Genomic DNA, 22,755 nt, shown 5'->3' with positions numbered 1-22,755 from the left:
TTAACCGAAGCGGCCAGTGATGTAATCCTCGGTTTCCTTGCGGACCGGCTTGATGAAGATCTTTTCGGTATCGCCGAATTCGATCAACTCGCCGAGGTACATGTAGGCAGTGTAGTCCGAACAGCGAGCCGCCTGTTGCATGTTGTGCGTGACGATCACCACCGTGTAATCGCTCTTCAGTTCGGCGATCAACTCTTCGATACGGCCCGTCGAAATCGGGTCCAGCGCCGAGCACGGCTCGTCGAGCAGGAGCACTTCCGGACGAATCGCGATACCGCGCGCAATGCACAGACGCTGCTGCTGGCCGCCCGACAGACCGTAGCCGCTCTGGCCGAGCTTGTCCTTCACTTCGTTCCACAGCGCGGCCTTGGTCAGCGCCCATTCCACGCGGTCGTCCATTTCCGAGCGCGGCAGCGTTTCGAACATCTTCACGCCGAACGCGATGTTGTCGTAGATCGACATCGGAAACGGCGTCGGCTTCTGAAACACCATGCCGATCCGCGCGCGCAAGAGCGAGATATCGCGCTTGGAGGTCAGCAGGTTTTCGCCGTCCATCAGGATCTCGCCTTCGGCGCGCTGTTCCGGATAGAGCGCGTACATCTTGTTCAGCGTACGCAGCAGCGTGGACTTGCCGCAGCCCGACGGGCCGATGAATGCGGTCACCTTGCCTTCGGGAATCTGCAGATTGATGTTCTTCAGCGCGTGATACTTGCCGTAGAAGAAGTTCAGGTCGTTGATCTCGATCTTCGGGCGCGACGACGCCTGCGACTGGCCACTCTGGGCGGGATCGAAACCGGCGGGCGCAGTGGGACGCGCGATCGGATTGAGTTGAGTTTCTGCCATATTCATCGGATTACACTCCGCCCTTACTTGTTCGAGAAGATCGTGCGCGCGAGGATGTTCAGTCCCAGCACCGCGAGCGTGATCAGGAAAACGCCGGCCCACGCGAGCGATTGCCACTGCGCGAACGGGCTCATCGCAAACTTGTAGATCGTGACCGGCAGGTTCGCGACCGGCTGGCCCATGTCCATCGAGAAGAACTGATTCGACAGCGCCGTGAAGAGCAGCGGCGCGGTTTCTCCTGCGATACGCGCCACGCCGAGCAACACGCCGGTGACGATACCCGCGATCGACGCCTTCAGCGTGATCGACAGCACCATCTTCCACTTCGGCGTGCCGAGTGCGAAAGCCGCTTCACGCAATGCGTTCGGCACCAGTTTCAGCATGTTTTCCGTGGTGCGGATCACGATCGGAATCTGCAGCAAGGCGAGCGCGAATACGCCGGCCCAGCCGCTGAAGTGGCCCATCTTCGCGACGACCAGCGCGTAGACGAACAGACCCACCACGATCGAGGGCGCCGACAACAGAATGTCGTTGATGAAGCGCGTGAAACTCGCGAGCCAACCCTTCTGACCGTATTCGGCAAGATAGACGCCCGCCAGAATACCGATCGGCGTGCCGACGAAAGTCGCGAGTCCGACCAGCATCAGGCTGCCGACGATCGCATTGGCGAGACCACCGCCGTCGGTGTTCGGCGGCGGCGTCGATTGCGTGAACAACTCGACCGACAAGCCACCGATACCGAGGCGCAAGGTCGTGTACAGAATCCAGATCAGCCAGATCAGGCCGAACGCCATCGCGGCGAGCGACATGGTCAGCGCAACCGCGTTCTTCATGCGGCGGCGGCCTTGCAGACGCACGCGCATCGCTTCGAGCGCGACCGCGTCGTTCGAACCCGGCATATTCAAAGTGGGCTGGCTCATTTCGCGCCCTCCCCTTTTTCGAGGCGAAGCAGCATGACCTTGGAGATCGCCAGCACGATGAAAGTAATCACGAACAGGATGAGGCCGAGTTCCATCAACGCCGACGTATGCAGACCCGGATCCGCTTCGGCGAATTCGTTGGCGAGCGCCGACGTAATGCTGTTGCCCGGCGAAAACAGCGACACGTTGTCGAGCAGATTGGTGTTGCCGATCACGAACGTGACAGCCATGGTCTCGCCGAGCGCGCGGCCCAGACCCAGCATCACGCCGCCGATCACGCCGCTCTTGGTGAAGGGCAGCACGATCTTCCACATCACTTCCCACGTCGTGCAGCCGATGCCGTACGCCGATTCCTTCAGCAAGACCGGCGTGACTTCGAACACGTCGCGCATCACCGAGGCGATGTACGGAATGATCATGATCGCGAGAATCACACCCGCGCACAGGATGCCGATGCCGATCGGCGCGCCCTGAAACAGCGCCCCAACCACCGGAATGCCGCCGAGCACCGCGCCGAGCGGCTTTTCGAACCACGTCGCGAAGATCGGCGCGAACACCAGCAGACCCCACATGCCGTACACGATCGACGGAATCGCGGCGAGCAGTTCGATCGCGATGCCGAGCGGGCGGCGCAGCCACGCGGGCGCGAGTTCAGTCAGGAAAAGCGCGATGCCGAAGCTGACGGGCACCGCGATGATGAGTGCAATGATCGACGTGGCGATCGTGCCGTAGATCGGCACCAGAGCGCCGAATTGCTTGCTGGGTGGATCCCAGTCGGCGGTCCACAGGAAGCTGAGGCCGAATTGCTTGATCGACGGCAAGGACGCGACGATCAGCGAAACGATGATGCCGCCGAGCAGCAACAAGGTGATGATGGCGGCGAGGCGCGTGAGACCGCCGAAGATCACGTCGCCGGCGCGGCTAGGCGCTTTCTGCTGCGAAGCGCTGCCGGGCGGGGTCGACCTGCTCGCGCCGGACGCTAATTGGATATCGGACATGAGAGCCTGATGGACCTGTTTCCAGTTGCCGTATGACACGTGTCGTGCGGCCGGTAGTGCCGGTGGTTAAAGCCATTGGCCGTCCTCGCATGAGGACGGCCAACGTGTTACGTACTACGGATGCTGAGCGCTGTGCTCATTGCCTCTTTTACTCGGCGATTGCCTTGCCCGAAGCGTCCTTCACCTTCGACTTCCACTGCGTGCGGATTTCCGACACGACCGAATCCGGCAACGAGATGTAGTCCAGATCGTTTGCGGCTTGCGTGCCGTTCTTGAATGCCCAGTCGAAGAACTTCAGCGTTTCGGTGCCTTGCGGCGCCTTGTCCTGCGTCGTGTGAACCAGCACGAACGTCGCGCCGACGATCGGCCATGCGTTCTTGCCCGGCTCGTTCGTCAGGATCTGGTAGAACGACTTCGACCAGTCCGCGCCTGCTGCCGCTGCCTTGAAGGTGTCCGTCTTCGGCTCGACCACTGCGCCCGACGAATTCTTCAACGCCACATACGTCATGTGGTTCTGCTTCGCGTACGCCCATTCCACGTAGCCGATTGCGCCCGGCAGACGTTGCACGAAGGCCGCGACGCCGTCGTTGCCCTTGCCGCCCGTGCCCGTCGGCCAGTTGACCGTCGAACCTTCACCGACCTTCGACTTCCAGTCTGCGTTGACCTTCGACAGATAGTTCGTCCAGATGAAGCTGGTGCCCGAACCATCGGCGCGGCGAACCACGGCGATGTCGGTATCCGGCAGCTTGACCTTCGGGTTCAGCGCAACGATCGCCGGATCGTTCCACTTCTTGATCTTGCCCAGATAGATGTCGCCGAGCACTTCGCCCGACAGCGTCAGTTCAGCCGGCTTCACGCCCGGCACGTTGACGACCGGCACCACGCCGCCGACCACCGTCGGGAACTGGAACAGGCCTTCTTTGGCGAGTTCGTCGTCCTTCAACGGAGCGTCCGAACCGGCGAAGTCGACGGTCTTCGCGACGATCTGCTTCACGCCGCCCGACGAACCGATGCCCTGATAGTTAACCTTGCCGCCGCCGGACTTCTGATACGAGTCGGCCCACTTCGTGTAAATCGGTGCTGCGAAGGTGCTGCCCGCGCCGGTGATGTCTGCGGCTTGCGCTGCGATCGCGAAAAGCGCGCCAGCGACGCCAGCGAACACGGTTTGCATCAATTTCATGAGACCTCCAAAGGTGTGAGCGGTGTGAGCGTGTAAGACGAACACCGCGAAGCTTAGGGTCTCTTTGTGACAGTAACGTGACTGACCGTGAAACGGATGTGACAGTTGGATTACAGACCTGAAAGGCGCTTGAACGGAGAAATTGCCGGTTTCGCGACGATCGGGGCGTCGCTCTACAGATTAGGCGAAAAAGATGGGGCGCGAACGTTTGCGGGTGCGTGTTCGGGGAAGATGAGTGAGGCCGGGTGGTGCAGCAATGGGCCGCGGGTGGGACAGGGTTGGTGGAGACGGGGGGTGGCGGTGGGGTTTGGTGGCGGGTTACCGGTGGCTGGTTGCGAATGGGCGGCACAGCGCGGCGGGGCGATGTTGCCATCGCCCCGCCGCGCTGTGCCGCTAATGCACGTGGCTTACGCCGTAGCCTCTTTCACCGCGTCGGCAATCGACTCCGCATGCTGAAGCGCGTCGGCGACATTCTCCGCTTCGACCATCACGCGCAGCACCGGCTCCGTGCCGGACGCGCGGATCAGCACGCGGCCGCGGCCGTTCAGCGCGCTCTCGGCCTTGGCGATGGCACGGCGGATCACGTCGCTGCTCTTCCAGTCCGCGTCGGGCTTCATGCGCACGTTGATCAGCTTCTGCGGGAACAGCGTGACGCCGTCGAGCAGGTCGGCGAGCGATTTTTCGCTGCGTTTCATGGCCGCGAGCACCAGCAACGCGGACACAATGCCGTCGCCCGTGGAATGGCGGTCGAGTGAAAGAATATGGCCGGAGCCTTCCGCGCCGAGTTGCCAGCCGTGTTCGCGCAACTGCTCGAGCACGTAGCGGTCGCCGACCGCCGCGCGGACGAACTTCACGCCGGCTTCCTGCAGCGCCACTTCCACCGCCATATTCGTCATCAAGGTGCCGACCGCGCCTTCCACCTTGCCGTCGGTCGCAACACGATCCTTGACCAGGACGTACAGCAGTTCGTCGCCGTTATAGAGGCGCCCTGCCGAATCGACCACCTGCAGACGATCAGCGTCGCCATCGAGCGCAATGCCCAGGTCCGCATGATTCGCGCGCACAGCGCGCACCAGCGCATCCGGTGCGGTCGCGCCGACACCGTCGTTGATGTTGAAGCCGTTCGGCGCGACGCCGATCGGAATCACTTCGGCGCCGAGTTCGTGGAACACATGCGGCGCGACGTCATACGCGGCGCCATGCGCGCAGTCGACCACCAGTTTCAGACCACGCAGATCGAACGCAGCGGGAAACGTGCTCTTGCAGAACTCGATGTAGCGGCCCGCCGCGTCGTCGAGACGCCGCGCCTTGCCGAGTTGCTCGGATGCGGCACAGGCGAGCGGCAAATCGAGTTGCTCTTCGATCAGCGCTTCCACTTCGTCCGGCAGCTTGTTGCCGTCGGCGGAGAAAAATTTGATGCCGTTGTCGTAGTACGGGTTGTGCGATGCGCTGATGACCACGCCCGCGGCAAGCCGCAACGCGCGCGTCAGATAGGCGATGCCGGGGGTCGGCATCGGGCCGGCCAGCATCACATCCACACCGGCCGCGGAAAAACCCGATTCGAGCGCGGCTTCGAGCATGTAGCCCGACACCCGCGTGTCTTTACCGATCAACACAGTTGGCCGCGTGCCTGTCCTCGCCCAGCGGTCCGCGCCTGCCAATACCTTGCCGGCCGCGTAGCCGAGCCGCAATACAAACTCCGGCGTGATAGGTCCTTCGCCGACTTTGCCCCGAATGCCGTCCGTTCCGAAATAACGACGTGCCATGTTTTATCTTCCTCCTTGGCTGTGGGTTCAACCGCGCGCGCGGCTGTGCTTCGCCGCGTCGCGCATGGCTGCCCATACTTTCAATGCATCTACTGTTTGCGCGACGTCGTGCACGCGCAGAATCGCAGCGCCCCGTTCAGCGGCGCACACCGCCGCCGCAATACTGCCCGCGACGCGGTCCGGCGCCGGCCGTCCCACCACCGCGCCGACCATCGACTTGCGCGACATGCCGGCAAGAATCGGGTACGGCGGCTCCGCTCGCGGCGCCGTTTCCGGCAAGTGTGCAAGCAGCGCGTAATTATGCTCGACTACGGACTTGCCGAAGCCGAAACCTGGGTCCACGCTGATACGAGCACGCGCGATGCCCGCCCGCTTCAGCGCCTCGACACGCTCCTCGAGAAAATCCCGAACCTCGCTCACTACATCATCATAGACGGGCTCGCCGAGCTGCATGGTCTGCGGCTCGCCAAGCATGTGCATGACGCACAGGCCGCATTCACTGTCGCGCACCGCGTCGATTGCGCCGGGCATCCGGAAGCCCCAGATGTCGTTGATCAGATCCGCCCCCGCAGCCAACGTGTGGCGCATCACTTCGGGCTTGTAGGTGTCGACAGACAACGGTACATTCGCGCCGCGCAGTTGCTCGACGAGCGGGATCACCCGCTCCAGCTCTTCGTCGAGCGGCACTGGGGGCGCGCCGGGACGCGTCGATTCGCCGCCGATATCGATGATGTCCGCGCCGTCGAGCATCATGCGCTCGGCCTGGCGCAACGCATCGCCGCGCATCGCGTACTTGCCGCCGTCGGAAAAAGAATCGGGCGTGACGTTCAGAATGCCCATGACCAACGGGCGTTCAAAGGTCAGCTTGAAGCGGCCGCATTGCAGCGGCTCGGGAATAGGCAAAGAAGGGAATTCGACTTTCGACACGTGGTGGTGCTTCACGCAAAACGGATAAATGCAAAACGGGCCGGTGTGAAACACACCGGCCCGCACTTTCTACTGGTCGCCTATCAGGCCGGCGCGGTCGCGCTGCCCGGCTTGACCTCGGTGCCCGGGCTGCCGCCCGACGAGGCGTCGCTTGCCGACGGCGGCGAGCTCTTCGGCGAACGCGGCGGACGGCCTGCCATGATGTCGTTGATCTGATCGGCGTCGATCGTTTCCCACTCCATCAGTGCGGCGGTCATCGCTTCGACCTTGTCGCGGTTCTCGTCCAGCAGACGCTTCGCGAGGTTGTATTGCTCATCCAGCACGCGGCGAATTTCTGCGTCGACCTTCTGTTGCGTCGCTTCCGAAATGGTGCGCGTGAAACCGCGGCCAAACGGCGTGGCGTCGTTTTCGTCGTCGACGTAGACCATCGGTCCGAGTGCGTCAGTCATACCGAAGCGAGCCACCATGGCACGCGCCGTTTGCGTCGCCTTGTTGAAGTCGTCCGATGCGCCGGTGCTGATCAGGTTCAGGAACAGCTCTTCCGCGACGCGGCCACCGAACAGGATCGCGAGACGATCCAGCAGGTAGTCCTTCGAATACGTTTCGTTGTCGTGCTCCGGCAACTGCCACGTCACGCCCAGCGCACGGCCACGCGGAATGATCGTGACCTTGTGCACCGGATCGGCCTTCGGCAACAGCTTGGCGATCACCGCATGGCCCGACTCGTGGTACGCCGTGGCGCGCTTCGATTCTTCGCGGATCACGGCCGACTTGCGCTCCGGACCCATGAAGATCTTGTCCTTCGCGTCTTCGAAGTCCGTCATTTCGACGATGCGCTTGCCGCGGCGTGCCGCGAACAGAGCCGCTTCGTTCACGAGGTTCGCGAGGTCGGCGCCCGAGAAGCCCGGCGTGCCGCGTGCGATCACCGCTGCGTCGACGTCGTTCGAAATCGGCACCTTGCGCAGGTGAACCTTCATGATGTGCTCACGGCCGCGAATATCCGGCAGACCGACATACACCTGACGGTCGAAACGGCCCGGACGCAGCAGCGCCTTGTCGAGCACGTCCGAACGGTTCGTTGCAGCGATCACGATCACGCCCGAGTTCGCTTCGAAGCCGTCCATCTCGACCAGCATCTGGTTCAAGGTCTGTTCGCGTTCGTCGTTACCGCCGCCCATGCCGGCGCCACGGTGACGGCCGACCGCGTCGATTTCGTCGATAAACACGATGCACGGTGCGTGCTTCTTGGCCTGCTCGAACATGTCGCGCACACGCGCCGCGCCGACACCGACGAACATTTCCACGAAGTCCGAACCCGAGATGCTGAAGAACGGCACTTTCGCTTCACCCGCGATAGCACGCGCGAGCAGCGTCTTACCGGTTCCCGGCGGACCGACCAGCAGCACGCCGCGTGGAATGCGGCCGCCCAGCTTCTGGAATTTCTGCGGATCGCGCAGGAAGTCGACCAGTTCGGAGACTTCTTCCTTGGCTTCGTCGCAACCGGCGACGTCGGTGAAATTGATTGCGTTGTTGTTTTCGTCGATCAGACGTGCACGGGATTTACCGAACGAGAACGCACCACCTTTCCCGCCCCCCTGCATCTGTCGCATCATGTAGAACCAGAAACCGATGATCAGGATCGTCGGCCCGAGGTAGTACAGCGCGGACACCAGCGCATTGGGTTCGTCATCAGCCTTGCCGCTCACCTGAACGCCATACTTCATCAGATCGCCGACCATCCAGATGTCGCCGGGCGACACGATCTGGTACTTCTGGCCGTCTGCTGGAGTGACCGTGAGGTTCCGCCCCTGGACAATGACGTTCTTGACTTTGCCGTTCTTCGCGTCGTCCATGAACTGCGAATAGGAAACGCCTTCCTGGACACGGGGCTTGTCGAACTGCTTGAACACCGTAAACAGCACCAGTGCGATAACCAGCCACACTGCTGCTTTCGAAAACATATTGTTGTTCAAAGCACCACTCCTTCACTTAGACGGGCGCCTACATTTGCCTTGCGGCACCACGAAAGCATTCTAATCCAGTCCGCAGACCCCTGCCATAAGGTTTCACTACCACAGAAATAGCGCAGCGGGCCATTGCTACACCCATTTCCGGGGCCGTGATCGCATTATCGGCAGATGCGGAACCGTCCTGCAGCGCCCCTATGCGGGCCGCTTGAGATGCTTACCCAAAATAAATGTTTCTGACGACTTGTCCCGCGAGGCTTTCGGCTTGCGGGCCGCCACCACCTTGAACTGATGCTTGAACTTTTCGACAATCTGGCTGTAACCGCTGCCGTGAAAGCATTTGACTAAAAGGGCACCATCCGACTTCAGGTGATTTTGTGAGAATTCCAGCGCGAGATCGCATAAATGCTCGATTCGCGCCGCATCCGCCACCGCCACTCCCGACAGGTTGGGCGCCATATCCGAAATTACAAGATCAACCTGGCGTTCTCCGACCAATTCTTCGAGTTGGCCCAGCACGGTGTCTTCACGAAAGTCGCCCTGAATGAACGTGACGTCGGCGATCGGCTCCATGGGGAGGATATCCAGCGCGATGATCGTGCCGTCAATGCCCCCTTCGCGCTCGGCGTCGCGCTGCGAACCCTTTGCGAGCTTGTTACGCGCGTACTGACTCCAACTGCCCGGCACCGAGCCGAGGTCGACGATCACCTGCCCCGGACGGATCAGCTTGTCCTGCTCGTCGATTTCTTTGAGCTTGTAGGCTGCACGGGCACGATAGCCCTCCCGCTGCGCCATTTTTACGTACGGGTCGTTGATGTGATCATGCAACCACGCCGTGTTGAACTTGTTTTTTGCCATTAAGCGTTGAACTCTTGCTGCGTTATGACACGCTTTAGGGGATAATACGCGGTTAATTCGCGCGGACACCGCCAAAACTGGCAGTCATCCGCGATTCTGTTGTTCTGACGCGCCGCCCTGCGCAATTGGCCGAATCTCTCGGAAATGCAGGTGCCGCCATTTTAGTCGAGTCTCCCACTTTCCATGCCCGCCCTCAAAGTCTCTTCCGACCAACGCGCCGAGTTGCGCTCCCAGGCACATGCGCTCAAACCGGTCGTGCTCGTCGGCGCCGAAGGCTTGACCGACGCTGTGCTCTCCGAGATCAAGGTCCACCTTGGTGCTCATCAGCTCATCAAAATCCGCGTGTTCGGCGACGAACGCGAAGAGCGCATCGCGATCTATGAAGAAATCTGCGACAAGCTGAACGCCGCGCCGATCCAGCATATCGGCAAGCTGCTGGTGATCTGGAAGCCGGAAGCCGCGCAGCCGGCGGTGAAGACCAAACGCGGCGCGCTGCCGAGCGCTCGCGAAGCCGCCGTGGAAGCCAAACCGGGTAAGGGCCGTGCGCCGCGCGTCGTGACCGTGGTGAAGCCCAGCGAAATCCCGATGCGCAAACCCAAGGCCAAAGCGGTCGTGGTACGCGGCAATGAACGCGTGACGCAAGGCGGCAACATCAAGCGCGCCAAGAAGCGCCAGACCAGCGCGAAGCGCTCGCATCAATCGTCGAAATAAGCGAATGATGATAGGTGCGGGCGGCGTCCGCACCTTGACGTGGGCTACGTGATCAAGACCCGAAAGCCCAACGGTGCCTGGCAAGCTCGCTACGCCAGTTTGCACGCTCAGGCGCTGCAAAGCAGCTTTAGCGGATTGCCTCAGCCAGCGACCTTCCCCGCCGTGCCGCGAGCACCCTGCTCCGCCGGCACAATGCCTGCGCCGGCAGGCAGTTTCCACACCAGCGCCACGCCCAGCAGGCTTTCGATCAGATAGAACAGACTCGAGACGCCGTGCAGAATGCCGAAGCGCGTCGCATAAACCGAGTGTCCGACATCGCTGCCCGCTTCTAGCGCGGCAATGCGCATTGCATTCATAAACGGCTGCAACGCGAAGTAACCGACCAGCACGCACACCAGCATGCCGGCAATCAGCCAGCGCAAACGGCGATACGCATCGCTGCCGCGCCGAACCAGCACATTCGCGAGACCGAGCAGCAAAATGCCGCACACCGCACCCAGCACGCCTTCAATGCGAAACAGTTGCGCCGCCACCGCGCCCGCCGTCATCCGGTCGAGCGAAGTGAACAGCACGGGTGCGACGGCATAGCCGATAGTCAGCAGACTACCGACCCACACCACCGTCAACAAACGGAAAAATCGATGCGGCATCTGGGACACCGGAACCGCCTTCAAACGTAGCTAACCGCGATGATTTCGTATTCGCGCACGCCGCCCGGTGCCTGCACCGACGCAACGTCGCCTTCCGACTTGCCGATCAGGGCGCGCGCGATCGGCGAACTGATCGAGATCAAACCATGGTCGATGTCCGCTTCGTCGTCGCCGACGATCTGATATTTGACGGACGCACCCGAGTCCAGATCTTCCAGTTCCACCGTCGCGCCGAACACCACGCGACCGTCCGCTTCCACCGCCGCCGGGTCGATCACCTGCGCGCCGGCCAGCTTTGATTCGATTTCAGCAATCCGGCCTTCGATAAAGCCCTGCTTTTCCTTCGCCGCGTCGTATTCCGCGTTTTCCGACAGATCGCCCTGGGCACGCGCTTCCGCGATCGAATTGATCACCGAAGGACGCTCAACCGATTTCAGGCGCTGCAATTCATCGCGCAACATTTCCGCACCGCGCTTCGTCAATGGAACAGTGCTCATAAACAACTCTATGCAAAAAACAGCCGTAAAAAAAATCACCGCGGTTAAGTGCATTCCGCCGGGGCCAGAGCGCTGAGCAAAGCTCGGCGCCAAGCACCTGCGGAACGCCGCTTAACCGCGGCACTTACATCTTGGACAGGTATTCGAAGCCTTAGTTTAGGCGAGCGTGGAGGCCTTGTAAATCATAGACTTCCAGGTCCTTCAAATAGCGCAAACCTTCGACGGCAGCACGCGCACCCGACATGGTCGTGTAGTACGTGACCTTGTTCGCCTGCGCGCTCATGCGGATCGAGCGCGAGTCAGCGATCGCGGCACGGGTCTCGTCGACAGTCGTGAAGACCAGCGCGATTTCGCCGTTCTTGATCATGTCGACGATGTGCGGACGGCCGTCCTTCACCTTGTTGACGACCTTCACCGGCACGCCGGCCGCTTCGATCGCGGCGGCCGTGCCCTTGGTCGCGACGATCGGATAGCCGAGTTCGTGCAGCATGCGCGCGACTTCGACGGCCTTCGGCTTGTCCGCGTCCATCACGGTCAACAGCACCGTGCCCGACTCCGGCAGACGCGAACCCGCCGCGAGTTGCGACTTGAACAGCGCTTCGCCGAACGTCTCGCCCACGCCCATCACTTCGCCGGTCGAACGCATTTCCGGTCCGAGCACCGGATCGACTGCCGGGAACTTGACGAACGGGAACACGGCTTCCTTCACGCTGAAGTACGGCGGATCGATTTCCTTCGTCACGCCTTGCTGCGCGAGCGTCTGACCGACCATCGCACGCGCCGCGATCTTCGCGAGCGGCAGGCTCGTTGCCTTCGACACGTACGGCACCGTGCGCGAGGCGCGCGGATTCACTTCGAGCACGTAGATCACGTCTTCTTTCGAGCCGTCTGCCTGCGGCACCTGCTGAATCGCGAACTGCACGTTCATCAGGCCGATCACGTTCAGTGCTTTCGCCATCGCGCCGGTCTGGCGCTTCAACTCGGCCACGGTTTCCTTCGACAGCGAATACGGCGGCAGCGAGCACGCCGAGTCGCCCGAGTGCACACCGGCCTGTTCGATGTGTTCCATCACGCCGCCGATGAACACGGCTTCGCCGTCGGAGATGCAATCCACGTCGCATTCGATCGCGTCGTTCAGGAAGCGGTCGAGCAGCACCGGCGAATCGTTCGACACCTTCACGGCCTCGCGCATATAGCGCTCGAGGTCGCGCGGTTCGTGGACGATTTCCATCGCGCGGCCGCCGAGCACATACGACGGACGCACCACCAGCGGATAGCCGATTTCGTCGGCGAGCTTGAGCGCTTCGTCTTCGGCGCGCGCGGTGCGGTTCGGCGGCTGACGCAGGCCGAGGTCCTGCAGCAGCTTCTGGAAACGCTCGCGGTCTTCGGCGGCGTCGATCATGTCCGGCGACGTGCCGACGATCGGCACACCGTTCGCTTCGAGATCGAGCGCGAGCTTCAGCGGCGTTTGGCCGCCGTATTGCACGATCACGCCGACCGGCTTTTCCTTGTCGACGATTTCGAGCACGTCTTCGAGCGTCAGCGATTCGAAGTACAGACGATCGGACGTATCGTAGTCGGTCGAAACGGTTTCAGGGTTGCAGTTGACCATGATCGTTTCGTAGCCGTCTTCGCGCATGGCGAGCGCGGCGTGCACGCAGCAGTAGTCGAACTCGATGCCCTGGCCGATCCGGTTCGGGCCGCCGCCCAGCACCATGATCTTCTTGTTGTTGGTCGGGTTCGCCTCGCACTCTTCCTCGTAGGTCGAGTACATGTAGGCGGTTTTCGTGGCGAATTCGGCCGCGCACGTGTCGACGCGCTTGTACACCGGGCGCACGTTCAACTCGATACGGCGTTGACGCACTTCCGCCGGCTTCGCGCCGAGCAGCCTGGCGAGACGGCGATCCGAGAAGCCGCTTTGCTTCAGATACTTCAGCTCTTCCTTCGAGAGGCTCGCGAGCGTGCGGCCTGCCAGCGCCTTTTCCTTCAGGATGATCTGTTCGATCTGCGCGAGGAACCACGGGTCGATCGAGGTTTCTTCGAAAATCTCTTCGGCCGTCATGCCGACACGGAACGCGTCGCCCACGTACCAGATGCGATCCGGACCGGCTTCGCCGATCTCGCGGATGATCTCGTCGCGGTTATCGGTCTTTTCGTCCAGACCGTCGACGCCGACTTCCAGACCGCGCAGCGCCTTCTGGAACGACTCCTGGAAGGTGCGGCCAATCGCCATCACTTCGCCGACCGACTTCATCTGTGTGGTCAGGCGCGAATCGGCTTCGCGGAATTTTTCGAACGCGAAACGCGGAATCTTGGTGACGACGTAGTCGATGGTCGGTTCGAACGATGCCGGCGTTTGACCGCCGGTGATTTCGTTCTTCAACTCATCCAGCGTATAGCCGACGGCGAGCTTGGCAGCGACCTTGGCGATCGGGAAACCGGTTGCCTTCGACGCCAATGCCGACGAGCGCGACACGCGCGGGTTCATTTCGATCACGATCATCCGGCCGTCTTTCGGATTGATCGAGAACTGCACGTTCGAACCGCCGGTATCGACGCCGATCTCGCGCAGCACCGCGAGCGATGCGTTACGCAGGACCTGATATTCCTTGTCGGTGAGCGTTTGCGCCGGCGCGACGGTGATCGAGTCGCCGGTGTGGATGCCCATCGGGTCCAGGTTTTCGATCGAGCAAACGATGATGCAGTTGTCCTTCTTGTCGCGGACCACTTCCATCTCGTACTCTTTCCAGCCGAGCAGCGACTCTTCGATCAGCAACTCACGTGTGGGCGACAGATCGAGACCGCGCTTGCAGATCTCTTCGAACTCGTCGCGGTTGTACGCGATGCCGCCGCCCGAACCGCCCAACGTGAACGACGGACGGATCACGACCGGATAGCCGCCGCTGCCCGTTTGCGCGGCGATCTCGGCCTGCACCTGAAGCGCTTCTTCCATGGAATGCGCGGTGCCCGATTTGGCCGAACCGAGGCCGATCTTGGTCATCGCGTCCTTGAACTTCTGGCGGTCTTCCGCTTTGTCGATCGCTTCCGGCGATGCGCCGATCAGCTCGACCTTGTACTTCTCCAACACGCCGTGCGCGTGCAGATCGAGCGCGCAGTTCAGCGCGGTCTGACCGCCCATCGTCGGCAGGATCGCGTCGGGGCGCTCCTTCGCGATGATGCGCTCGACCACTTCCCACGTGATCGGCTCGATGTAGGTCACGTCGGCCGTGTTTGGGTCGGTCATGATCGTCGCCGGATTGCTGTTGACGAGAATGACCTTGTAGCCTTCCTCACGCAGCGCCTTGCATGCCTGCGCGCCGAGTAATCGAACTCGCACGCCTGGCCGATGATGATCGGACCCGCGCCGATGATGAGGATGCTCTTGATGTCTGTCCGCTTGGGCATAACGCTCTCGCTAATGTATTCCTGAATTCTTTCCGTCGGCGCGCGTCGCCGTGACGTTGCGCGCGCTCTGCTCTGTCTGGTGCGGCTCGCCGCGCGTGCTCCGCTGTATGTCGCGTGTGCGTCGATGACGCGCACCGCAGCGCGGCGCGAGCCGCGCGCCGCCGAGACTTGTATGCCGCTTTATGCCGCTGCGGTCTTGCCGGCCTTCTTCGTATCCATCAACGCCGTGAAGCGATCGAACAGATAGGCGATGTCATGCGGACCTGGTGACGCTTCCGGGTGACCCTGGAAGCAGAACGCCGGCTTGTCGGTCAGCGCGAAGCCCTGCAGCGTGCCGTCGAACAGCGAGACGTGCGTGGCGCGGGCGTTGGCGGGCAGCGTGTCGGCATCGACCGCGAAACCGTGGTTCTGCGACGTGATCACCACGCGGCCGTCATCCAGATCTTTCACCGGATGGTTCGCGCCGTGGTGGCCGGTCTTCATCTTCATGGTTTTGGCGCCGACCGCGAGGCCCATGATCTGATGACCGAGACAGATGCCGAAGGTCGGAATGCCGCGCTCGATCAGCTCCTTCGTGGCGCGAATCGCGTAGTCGCACGGTTCCGGGTCGCCCGGGCCGTTCGACAGGAAGATGCCGTCCGGATTGAGCGCGAGCGCGTCAGCGGCGCTGGCTTGCGCCGGCAGCACGGTGACGTGGCAGCCGCGTTCGGCCAGCATGCGCAGGATGTTGTATTTGACGCCGTAGTCGAACGCCACCACGCGATACTTCGGCGCCTTCTGCGTGCCATAGCCTTCGCCCAAACGCCATTCGGTCTGGGTCCACTCGTAGGTTTCCTTCGTCGACACGACCTTCGCCAGGTCCATGCCCGAGAGACCCGGGAACGAGCGTGCGAGTTCGATTGCCTTGGCCTCGTCGTCCGAACCGGCGAGGATCGCGCCGTTCTGCGCGCCCTTGTCGCGCAGAACGCGCGTCAGCATGCGGGTGTCGAGACCGGCGATGGCGACCACGCCTTCGTCCTGCAGATATTGCGAGAGCGTGCGCTCCATGCGGAAGTTCGACGCGAGAACCGGCAGATCGCGAATGATCAGGCCGGCGGCATGGACTTTCGTAGCTTCGACGTCTTCGGCGTTCACGCCGACGTTACCGATATGCGGATACGTGAGGGTCACGATCTGGCGCGCGTAGCTCGGGTCAGTCAGGATTTCCTGATAGCCGGTGATAGCGGTGTTGAACACGACTTCGCCGATGGTGTGCCCGGGGGCGCCGATCGAGTAACCACGAAAGACCGTGCCGTCGGCGAGCGCGAGCAGAGCGGGAGAAAATGACGGCAACACGGGAGACTCCTTGGGGAACACCCTGTTGCCGACCTGTCTATCCGACTGCGAGCCGCAGCGAAACGCATCCGGGATGCGCGCGCAGACTCGCTCGCGAACTGCCGTTGACGTTGCAAGAGGCGCGATGGGTCCATTGTGTGGACGGATCGGCTGGGGGCGGGGCCCTGCTTGCTACGCCAGTGGCGCGCGGCGGATGAACGGTATGGGAGAGGTAGGCGCTAGGGTGCGGGTTGATAAGCTCAAACCTTGGAATTATAGCGTGAAACTACCCTTCCCTCCAAATCCGAGATGGCTTCGACTCGTGGGACGGCGCGGCTCGAAATCGCTCAAAGCCTTGCTGCGGCTGGTGCGGACGGCGCTCCGCGGCGTTGCCATGAGCGCGAATCGGGATAGTGCCGGCAGATGGGGCGCGACCGACGAAGCGGCGCACCGGCCGGGCTCAGGCGTCCTGTTCGGCGGGGATTTCGGCCGGACGAACCAGCTTGCGGCCCGGCAATATGTACCAGATCGCGCTCAACACCTGCAGCGCGACCAGAATGCCCCACGCGGTCAGATGCGCGGCCGCCGGATAATGGCCGCCGCTCGCCGGCCAACGCGACAGCACCGCGCCGACGCCGATCTGAAAGCCGAAAATCAGCAGGAAGATGATCAACGTCAGTGTGGTATTCACGCGGCCGATCATCTGCGCCGGGAAGTGCCGGGTCATGACCGCGTAGCTGAGAATGCCAGTGCCGCCGAAAATCCCGTACGCCGCCCACAACAGACCCGCGGGCAGCGGCGCCTTGAACATGATCAGCAACTGCGTCAGAACGTACAGCGCCATGCCGATGCCGCAAAACGCATGGAGTGAGATGCCGCGCCGCTCGAGACTGCGCGCCGCCGCGCCGAAGCCCACGCAACCGGCCATCATCGCGAAACCGAGAATCGACACGAGCGCGGCGGCCTCGCGCGGCTCGAAGCCTTGCACGTCACGCAGCCACGCGCCGACCCAAAGCGACTGCATCGCGTAAAAGACGCCTTGCGTGACGACCGAGAACGACGCGACTTTCCAGAACGCCGCACTGCGCAGGATGTGCAGCGTGCCTTTGAACTGGGCGCCGATACTGGCCTGGTGATGGGCTTCCTTCGTGTCCGGCGCGAGCGTCCACTGCGCCAACGCGACCAGCACGGTCAGCAAACCCAGTCCGATGCAGACCACGCGCCAGCTTGCGAACGTCAGGACCCACGTCAGCGGCGAGCCAACCATCACGCCGCCGAAGCCGCCGATCGCCATCACCAGACCGTTCATCAATGGCAGGCGCGCCGCGGCGAAGTGCTGCGCCAATGCCTTGAACGCGGCGCCAAGACAGACAGAAACGCCGACGCCGATCAGCAGTCGCCCCACCATCATCATGCCGACGCTATGCGCGGCGCCGAACACCCAGATGCCGAGCGCCGCAAACAGCAGCGTGACAGCCGTGACGCGCCGCGCGCCGTATTGGTCGAGCAGCACGCCGGCCGGAATCTGGGCGCCCGCGAAACCGAGGAAATAAAGACTGGTGAGCAAGCCCAAATCCGCAGCCGACAAACCCAGATCGTGCGTGATGAACGGCGCAAAGCCGAGGTTGACGCCGCGGAACACGTAGGAAACGAAATACCCGGCGGAGAACAGCAAAAAGACGCGCAACTGGGTCGACGACATGAGCTTTGAATTAGGCGGCTGGCCGAATGGGTTTGGGCGAAGCACGAAAGATAAAGGAAAAGCGCTCGCTTTGCCGGAAATGATCTGCACAATGAAAAACGCCGTCACCCCAGGTGACGGCGTTGGAAAAAGCACGGTGCGTGATCGGAGCGCAATTCATGCGCTGCCCCCGCAACGCATGTGGTCACTACCGCCAGAGCCGCTATTGGTCTACTTACCCTTCTTCGCGTTGGCCACGGTCTTCGGGCGGCTCTCTGCCGCAGCCTTCGACGCCTTGCTGGACGTGGAAGCCGACACCTTGGTCACCTTGCCCTTATTGGCGCTGGATGCCGTCGGCTTGCTGACCTTGCCCACCGGTTCGGAGACTTTCACCACCTCTGTCCGGCCACGACCCTTCTTCTTATCGTAGCGCGAATCACTGCGCGCGTCTGCGACGCGGGTGCCGATCTTCTCGACGCCGCCGCCTTGCACGTCGGTCGCGATGCGCTCCGGACCCGGCTCGCTCGGCATCGCCTTGCCGACCGGCACGTGCAGCACGATTACCTGGCCGCGCGACACGCTGTCGCGATGCGTGCGGTTCCACGCCTTCAACTGGCCGACCGACACGCCGTAACGCACGGCGATGGCGGCCATCGACTGATTACGGCGCACGCGGATCAGCATCTTGCGCGTATCGGGGACGTCGGGCTCCATCGCCAGCACGGCGCTTTCAGCCACGTCGGCGCTGATGTCTTCGTCGTCGTCCGAACCGCGCGGCACCACGATCGTGGAACCGGGTTTCAAACGCATGCCGACCGGAATCTTGTTCACTTCCATCAGCGTGTCGGCGTCGACACTGATCTTCTGCGCGATCGCCGCGGGTGTCGCGCGTTCGGTGACCGTGTACGTGGTCCACGACGACAGCGAACCGGAGTACGTCTTCAGATTGCGCTCGAAGGCGCTGGCGTTGTCGAACGGCAGCAGGATCTGCGGCTGCGTCGCGCCGAGAATCACCGGCTTCCTGAACGACGGGTTCAGCGAGCGAAATTCGTCTGCGGACAGATTCGAGAGCTTGGCGGCCATGTCCACGTCGATGTCGTGCGAGGTGGTCACCGTCACGAAATACGGGTGGTTCGGAATGGACGGCAGCGTGAGCCCGTACATTTGCGGGTTCATCACGATGTTTTTCACCGCCTGCAGTTTCGGCACGTAGTTGCGGGTCTCGTTCGGCATGCGCAGGCTCAGATAGTCGGTGGGCAAGCCCGCCGCTTCGTTGCGCGCAATCGCGCGCTGCACGTTGCCCTCGCCCCAGTTGTACGCCGCGAGCGCCAACTGCCAGTCGCCGAACATGTCATGCAGACGCGACAGATAGTCGAGCGCGGCGCTGGTCGAGGCCAGCACGTCGCGGCGCTCGTCCTGCCACATGTTCTGCTTGAGGTTGTAGGTGCGGCCGGTGCCCGGCATGAACTGCCACATGCCGGCCGCCTTCGCCACCGACAAAGCCTGCGGGCTATACGCCGATTCGATGAACGGCAGCAACGCGAGCTCGGTCGGCATATGGCGCGCCTCGAGCTCTTCGACGATGTGGTACAGGTACTTTTGCGAGCGCTCGGTCATGCGCTGCACGTAATCAGGACGCTGCGCATACCAGTTGACCTGCATGTCGACGAGGTCGGTTTGCAGGTCCGGCATCTGGAAACCACGGCGAATACGGCCCCACAGGTCGGCGTCGGCGCTCGTCAACTGAGTGACGGAGCCCTGGTCGACGTTGATCGTCTCTTTGGCGGTGGCTGTCTTGCGAAGGGCGTCGGCTACGGCTTGCTGACTGGCGGGGCTTGTTGCGGTGTTCGGAATACTCGTCGTCGGTCCCTGGCTCGCGCAAGCGGCGAGCGTCAGGACCAGCAACGCACTAAAGATAAATCGCATGAACGTCTCGGCTTCCACAAGGGCTGGAATTTGCAGCCGATAGTACGAAACGGCAACGTTTACGTCAATCGGAAAATTACGAAAAAATCAAGTAAATCTTGGGCTTGGCGAATTTTTCCGATTCATCGCGTGAGGAATACCCTTCCTGGGATCGGCTCACCGGAAGCGGTTTTTCCATTCGCGCATCAAAGTAAAGGCCGTCAATCGATCCGGCACCTTCTCGTGCAACTGCTCCCGCAAGCTCGCCTGCACCGCCGGATCGCCGGCGCGCAAAAACGGATTTACGGCGCGTTCATGGGCGATCGTGGTGGGCAACGTGGGCACGTCGCGCGCGCGCAGTTCGCTCGCTTTGTCCCGCCAGGCCTGCAGTTCGGCGTTGCCCGGCTCGCACGCGAGCGCGAAGCGGATATTCGACAGCGTGTACTCGTGCGCGCAGTGAACCTCGGTCGCGCCGGGCAGCGCGGCGAGCGCATCCAGCGAGGCGAGCATCTGCTTCGGCGTGCCTTCGAACAACCGGCCGCAACCGCAGGCGAACAGCGTGTCGCCACAAAACACGTGCGGCGTGCCTTGCGGGTCGGCCGCCTGGAAATAGGCGATGTGGCCGCTCGTGTGACCCGGCACGTCGAGTACGCTCAATTCGAGCGCGGGCGCCGCAATCGACACATGATCGCCATTTTTCAGACGGCGCGTGAGATGCTCGATCGCTTCACCGGCGGGGCCGTAGACGGGCACGGCCTGGCCATTCAGCAGATCGGCCACCCCGCCGACGTGGTCTTGATGATGGTGCGTGAGTAAAATAGCGCTCAGCCGCCAGCCCCGTTTCGCCAGATAGGCTTTTACGGGGGCGGCCTCACCCGGATCGACGACCGCCGCGTGGTGTCCGTCGGAAACGACCCAGATGTAATTGTCATCAAACGCCGGGACCGGTACGTACTCGAGCGCATTCATAGGCGACGCATTCTTTGATATGACTGACCGAGCGATTATAGACTGGCCCGCCTGGACCGACTCGCCACCTGGCCGATACGTACTCGAATGGGAGCAAACCCAACTCGACCGCGTGGTGTCGGACGTGTTCGGTTACCATGCGCTGCAACTCGGCCTGCCGCAACTCGACGCGCTGCGCGAGAACCGCATGCCGTGCCGCGGACTCGTGCTCGACGCCGCGAGCGGGGCGAGCGCGCCGTATGCTTTTCCGCGCGGCGCGGGGCACGTTGGCAATGGCAATCGCAACGGTTCGAGCAGCAATTCGGGCAGTGGCGCGGCGCAAAGCGCACTCGCGGGCCTGCCGGCGCCGGCCGGACGCAGTGCCGTATGGTGCGACCTGCTGGACCTGCCGTTCGAAGCGCAAAGCGTCGATCTGATCGTGATGCCGCACACGCTGGAATTCACGAGCGACCCGCACCGTCTGCTGCGCGAAGCCGAGCGCGTGCTGATGCCCGAGGGCCAGTTGATCATTCTCGGCTTCAATTCGCTGTCGCTTTGGGGCGCGCGGCAATCGGTCGGCAAGATGACCGGCCGGCCTTTCGTGCCGGCGGCCGTCGACCTGATCGCCTTCACCCGGCTGAAAGACTGGATCAAGCTGCTGGGCTTCGACCTTGAACGCGGGCGCTTCGGCTGCTATCGTCCGCCGCTTGGCAGCGAACAATGGCTCGCCCGCTACGGTTTCATGGAAGCCGCCGGCGACCGCTGGTGGCCGATTTTCGGCGCCACCTACATGATCAAGGCGATCAAGCGCGTGCGCGGCATGCGTCTCGTCGGCCCGCTGAAAGTGAAGAAACCCGTCCTCGCCGCGGGCCTCGCGCCCGCCGCCACACCGAATACACGCAACCACACTCAATGACTTCCGATCTCATCGACATTTATACCGACGGCGCCTGCAAGGGCAACCCCGGCCCCGGCGGCTGGGGCGCGTTGCTGCGCTTCGGCGACCAGGAAAAAGAACTGTTCGGCGGCGAAGCCAACACCACCAACAACCGCATGGAACTGATGGGCGTGATCGCCGCGCTCGAAGCGCTGAAGCGGCCCTGCAAGGCGGTCGTGCACACCGACTCGCAATACGTGCAGAAAGGCATCAGCGAATGGATCCACGGCTGGAAGAAGAAAGGCTGGATCACCGCCGCGAAGCAGCCGGTCAAGAACGCCGACTTGTGGAAGCGGCTCGATGCGCTCGTCGCGCAACACGAAATCGAGTGGCGCTGGGTGCGTGGGCACAATGGCCACCCGGAGAATGAGCGCGCCGACCAGCTGGCCAATCGCGGCGTCGCGTCACTCGCGCAGATGTAATTCCTGCTGCGACGGCCGCGCCGGGTAACCGCGCGCGCCATTTTTTTGCTGCAATTATCTTTGGCAGGCTAATCCGACATGCGTCAACTCATCCTCGATACCGAAACCACCGGCCTGAATGCCCGCACCGGCGACCGGATTCTCGAACTCGGCTGTGTCGAGCTGGTGAACCGCCGGCTCACCGGCAACAACCTGCACTTCTACATCAACCCGGAACGCGACAGCGATCCGGGCGCCTTGGCCGTTCATGGCCTGACCACCGAATTTCTGAGCGACAAGCCGAAGTTCGGCGAGATCGCCGACCAGTTCCGCGACTTCATCCAGGGCGCGGACCTGATCATTCACAACGCACCGTTCGACATCGGCTTTCTCGATGTCGAGTTCGCGTTGCTGGGCTTGCCGCAGGTGAGCACCTACTGCGGCGAAATCATCGACACGCTGGCGCGCGCCAAGCAGATGTTCCCCGGCAAGCGCAATTCACTCGACGCGCTGTGCGACCGCTTCGGCATCAGCAACGCGCACCGTACGCTGCACGGCGCCCTGCTCGACTCGGAACTGCTCGCCGAAGTCTATCTGGCGATGACGCGCGGCCAGGAAAGCCTCGTCATCGACATGCTCGGCGAGTCGCATGCCGGTGGCGATGCGCACGCGCCGCGCATCGCGATCAGTTCGCTGGATCTGGTCGTGATCGCCGCCAGCGACGACGAACTTGCTGCGCACCAGGCGGTGCTCGACGGTCTCGACAAGGCGATCAAGGGCACGAGCGTGTGGCGCCTCGAACCTGCGCCCGCCGCGGATGAGCAAACCGCTTAAAAAGTACTGGACG

The 22,755-nt window shown here is 62.5% G+C and carries 18 protein-coding genes and 1 pseudogene; 4 read left to right on the top strand and 15 right to left on the bottom strand.

Going from position 1 to position 22,755, the window contains the following annotated elements; genetic code table 11:
- From pstB to B0G74_RS03155, 8 genes are all read right to left on the bottom strand, one after another.
- Positions 1–849 carry a phosphate ABC transporter ATP-binding protein PstB gene (gene pstB / locus B0G74_RS03195; protein ID WP_132373617.1) on the bottom strand — a complete coding sequence of 283 codons (849 nt, stop codon included), beginning with the start codon at positions 847–849 and terminating at the stop codon, positions 1–3.
- A gap of 17 nt (positions 850–866) precedes the next feature.
- Positions 867–1,763 carry a phosphate ABC transporter permease PstA gene (pstA, locus tag B0G74_RS03190; protein WP_132373616.1) on the bottom strand — a complete coding sequence of 299 codons (897 nt, stop codon included), beginning with the start codon at positions 1,761–1,763 and terminating at the stop codon, positions 867–869.
- Positions 1,760–2,761: a phosphate ABC transporter permease PstC gene (pstC, locus tag B0G74_RS03185; RefSeq protein WP_132373615.1), complete on the bottom strand. Its 1,002-nt coding sequence runs from the start codon at positions 2,759–2,761 to the stop codon at positions 1,760–1,762. The genes pstA and pstC overlap by 4 nt, the downstream gene beginning before the upstream one ends.
- A 148-nt stretch (positions 2,762–2,909) precedes the next feature.
- Positions 2,910–3,941 (bottom strand): phosphate ABC transporter substrate-binding protein PstS, encoded by a 1,032-nt coding sequence (gene pstS, locus B0G74_RS03180; protein ID WP_132373614.1) that lies wholly within the window; start codon positions 3,939–3,941, stop codon positions 2,910–2,912.
- Positions 3,942–4,348: 407 nt separating this feature from the next.
- Positions 4,349–5,707, bottom strand: a complete 1,359-nt coding sequence (gene glmM, locus B0G74_RS03170; protein WP_132373613.1) for a phosphoglucosamine mutase — start codon at positions 5,705–5,707, stop codon at positions 4,349–4,351.
- 27 nt (positions 5,708–5,734) lie between these two features.
- Complete coding sequence (folP, locus tag B0G74_RS03165; protein ID WP_132373612.1) at positions 5,735–6,634, bottom strand: dihydropteroate synthase; 900 nt, start codon at positions 6,632–6,634, stop codon at positions 5,735–5,737.
- Positions 6,635–6,717: 83 nt separating this feature from the next.
- On the bottom strand, positions 6,718–8,607 hold the full coding sequence (gene ftsH, locus B0G74_RS03160; protein WP_006051983.1) for an ATP-dependent zinc metalloprotease FtsH: 1,890 nt from the start codon (positions 8,605–8,607) through the stop codon (positions 6,718–6,720).
- Positions 8,608–8,796: 189 nt separating this feature from the next.
- On the bottom strand, positions 8,797–9,459 hold the full coding sequence (locus B0G74_RS03155) for an RlmE family RNA methyltransferase (RefSeq protein WP_132373611.1): 663 nt from the start codon (positions 9,457–9,459) through the stop codon (positions 8,797–8,799).
- Positions 9,460–9,642: 183 nt separating this feature from the next.
- On the opposite strand from B0G74_RS03155, the gene B0G74_RS03150 reads away from it, so the two are divergent.
- Positions 9,643–10,170 carry a YhbY family RNA-binding protein gene (locus tag B0G74_RS03150; protein WP_012433844.1) on the top strand — a complete coding sequence of 176 codons (528 nt, stop codon included), beginning with the start codon at positions 9,643–9,645 and terminating at the stop codon, positions 10,168–10,170.
- 140 nt (positions 10,171–10,310) lie between these two features.
- Here the strand turns inward: B0G74_RS03150 and B0G74_RS03145 are convergent, their stop codons facing one another.
- From B0G74_RS03145 to gloB, 7 genes and pseudogenes are all read right to left on the bottom strand, one after another.
- Complete coding sequence (locus tag B0G74_RS03145) at positions 10,311–10,820, bottom strand: DUF4149 domain-containing protein (protein WP_132373610.1); 510 nt, start codon at positions 10,818–10,820, stop codon at positions 10,311–10,313.
- A 20-nt stretch (positions 10,821–10,840) separates the two neighbouring features.
- Positions 10,841–11,317, bottom strand: a complete 477-nt coding sequence (gene greA / locus B0G74_RS03140; protein WP_012433846.1) for a transcription elongation factor GreA — start codon at positions 11,315–11,317, stop codon at positions 10,841–10,843.
- A 151-nt stretch (positions 11,318–11,468) separates the two neighbouring features.
- A pseudogene (gene carB, locus B0G74_RS03135) lies at positions 11,469–14,722 on the bottom strand (carbamoyl-phosphate synthase large subunit).
- A 180-nt stretch (positions 14,723–14,902) separates the two neighbouring features.
- On the bottom strand, positions 14,903–16,057 hold the full coding sequence (gene carA, locus B0G74_RS03130; protein ID WP_132373609.1) for a glutamine-hydrolyzing carbamoyl-phosphate synthase small subunit: 1,155 nt from the start codon (positions 16,055–16,057) through the stop codon (positions 14,903–14,905).
- 439 nt (positions 16,058–16,496) lie between these two features.
- Positions 16,497–17,738, bottom strand: a complete 1,242-nt coding sequence (locus B0G74_RS03125; RefSeq protein ID WP_132373608.1) for an MFS transporter — start codon at positions 17,736–17,738, stop codon at positions 16,497–16,499.
- Between the two features lie 210 nt (positions 17,739–17,948).
- Positions 17,949–19,643 carry a transglycosylase SLT domain-containing protein gene (locus B0G74_RS03120; protein ID WP_132373607.1) on the bottom strand — a complete coding sequence of 565 codons (1,695 nt, stop codon included), beginning with the start codon at positions 19,641–19,643 and terminating at the stop codon, positions 17,949–17,951.
- Positions 19,644–19,799: 156 nt separating this feature from the next.
- Complete coding sequence (gene gloB, locus B0G74_RS03115) at positions 19,800–20,591, bottom strand: hydroxyacylglutathione hydrolase (protein WP_132373606.1); 792 nt, start codon at positions 20,589–20,591, stop codon at positions 19,800–19,802.
- 19 nt (positions 20,592–20,610) lie between these two features.
- Between gloB and B0G74_RS03110 the strand changes: the two genes are divergently transcribed.
- The 3 genes from B0G74_RS03110 to dnaQ all read left to right on the top strand — a co-directional run bounded on the left by B0G74_RS03110 (position 20,611) and on the right by dnaQ (position 22,742).
- Positions 20,611–21,486, top strand: coding sequence for a class I SAM-dependent methyltransferase (locus B0G74_RS03110; protein ID WP_132373605.1), 876 nt, complete (start codon positions 20,611–20,613; stop codon positions 21,484–21,486).
- Complete coding sequence (rnhA, locus tag B0G74_RS03105; RefSeq protein WP_106283734.1) at positions 21,483–21,929, top strand: ribonuclease HI; 447 nt, start codon at positions 21,483–21,485, stop codon at positions 21,927–21,929. The genes B0G74_RS03110 and rnhA overlap by 4 nt, the downstream gene beginning before the upstream one ends.
- A gap of 78 nt (positions 21,930–22,007) precedes the next feature.
- Positions 22,008–22,742 (top strand): DNA polymerase III subunit epsilon, encoded by a 735-nt coding sequence (gene dnaQ / locus B0G74_RS03100; RefSeq protein WP_132373604.1) that lies wholly within the window; start codon positions 22,008–22,010, stop codon positions 22,740–22,742.
- Positions 22,743–22,755: the final 13 nt, after the last annotated feature.

The sequence above is a fragment of the Paraburkholderia sp. BL9I2N2 genome (assembly GCF_004339745.1).
GTDB lineage: Bacteria > Pseudomonadota > Gammaproteobacteria > Burkholderiales > Burkholderiaceae > Paraburkholderia.
Note: the sequence above shows the minus strand (reverse complement) of the source record. Positions and strands in the feature narration are given on the sequence as shown.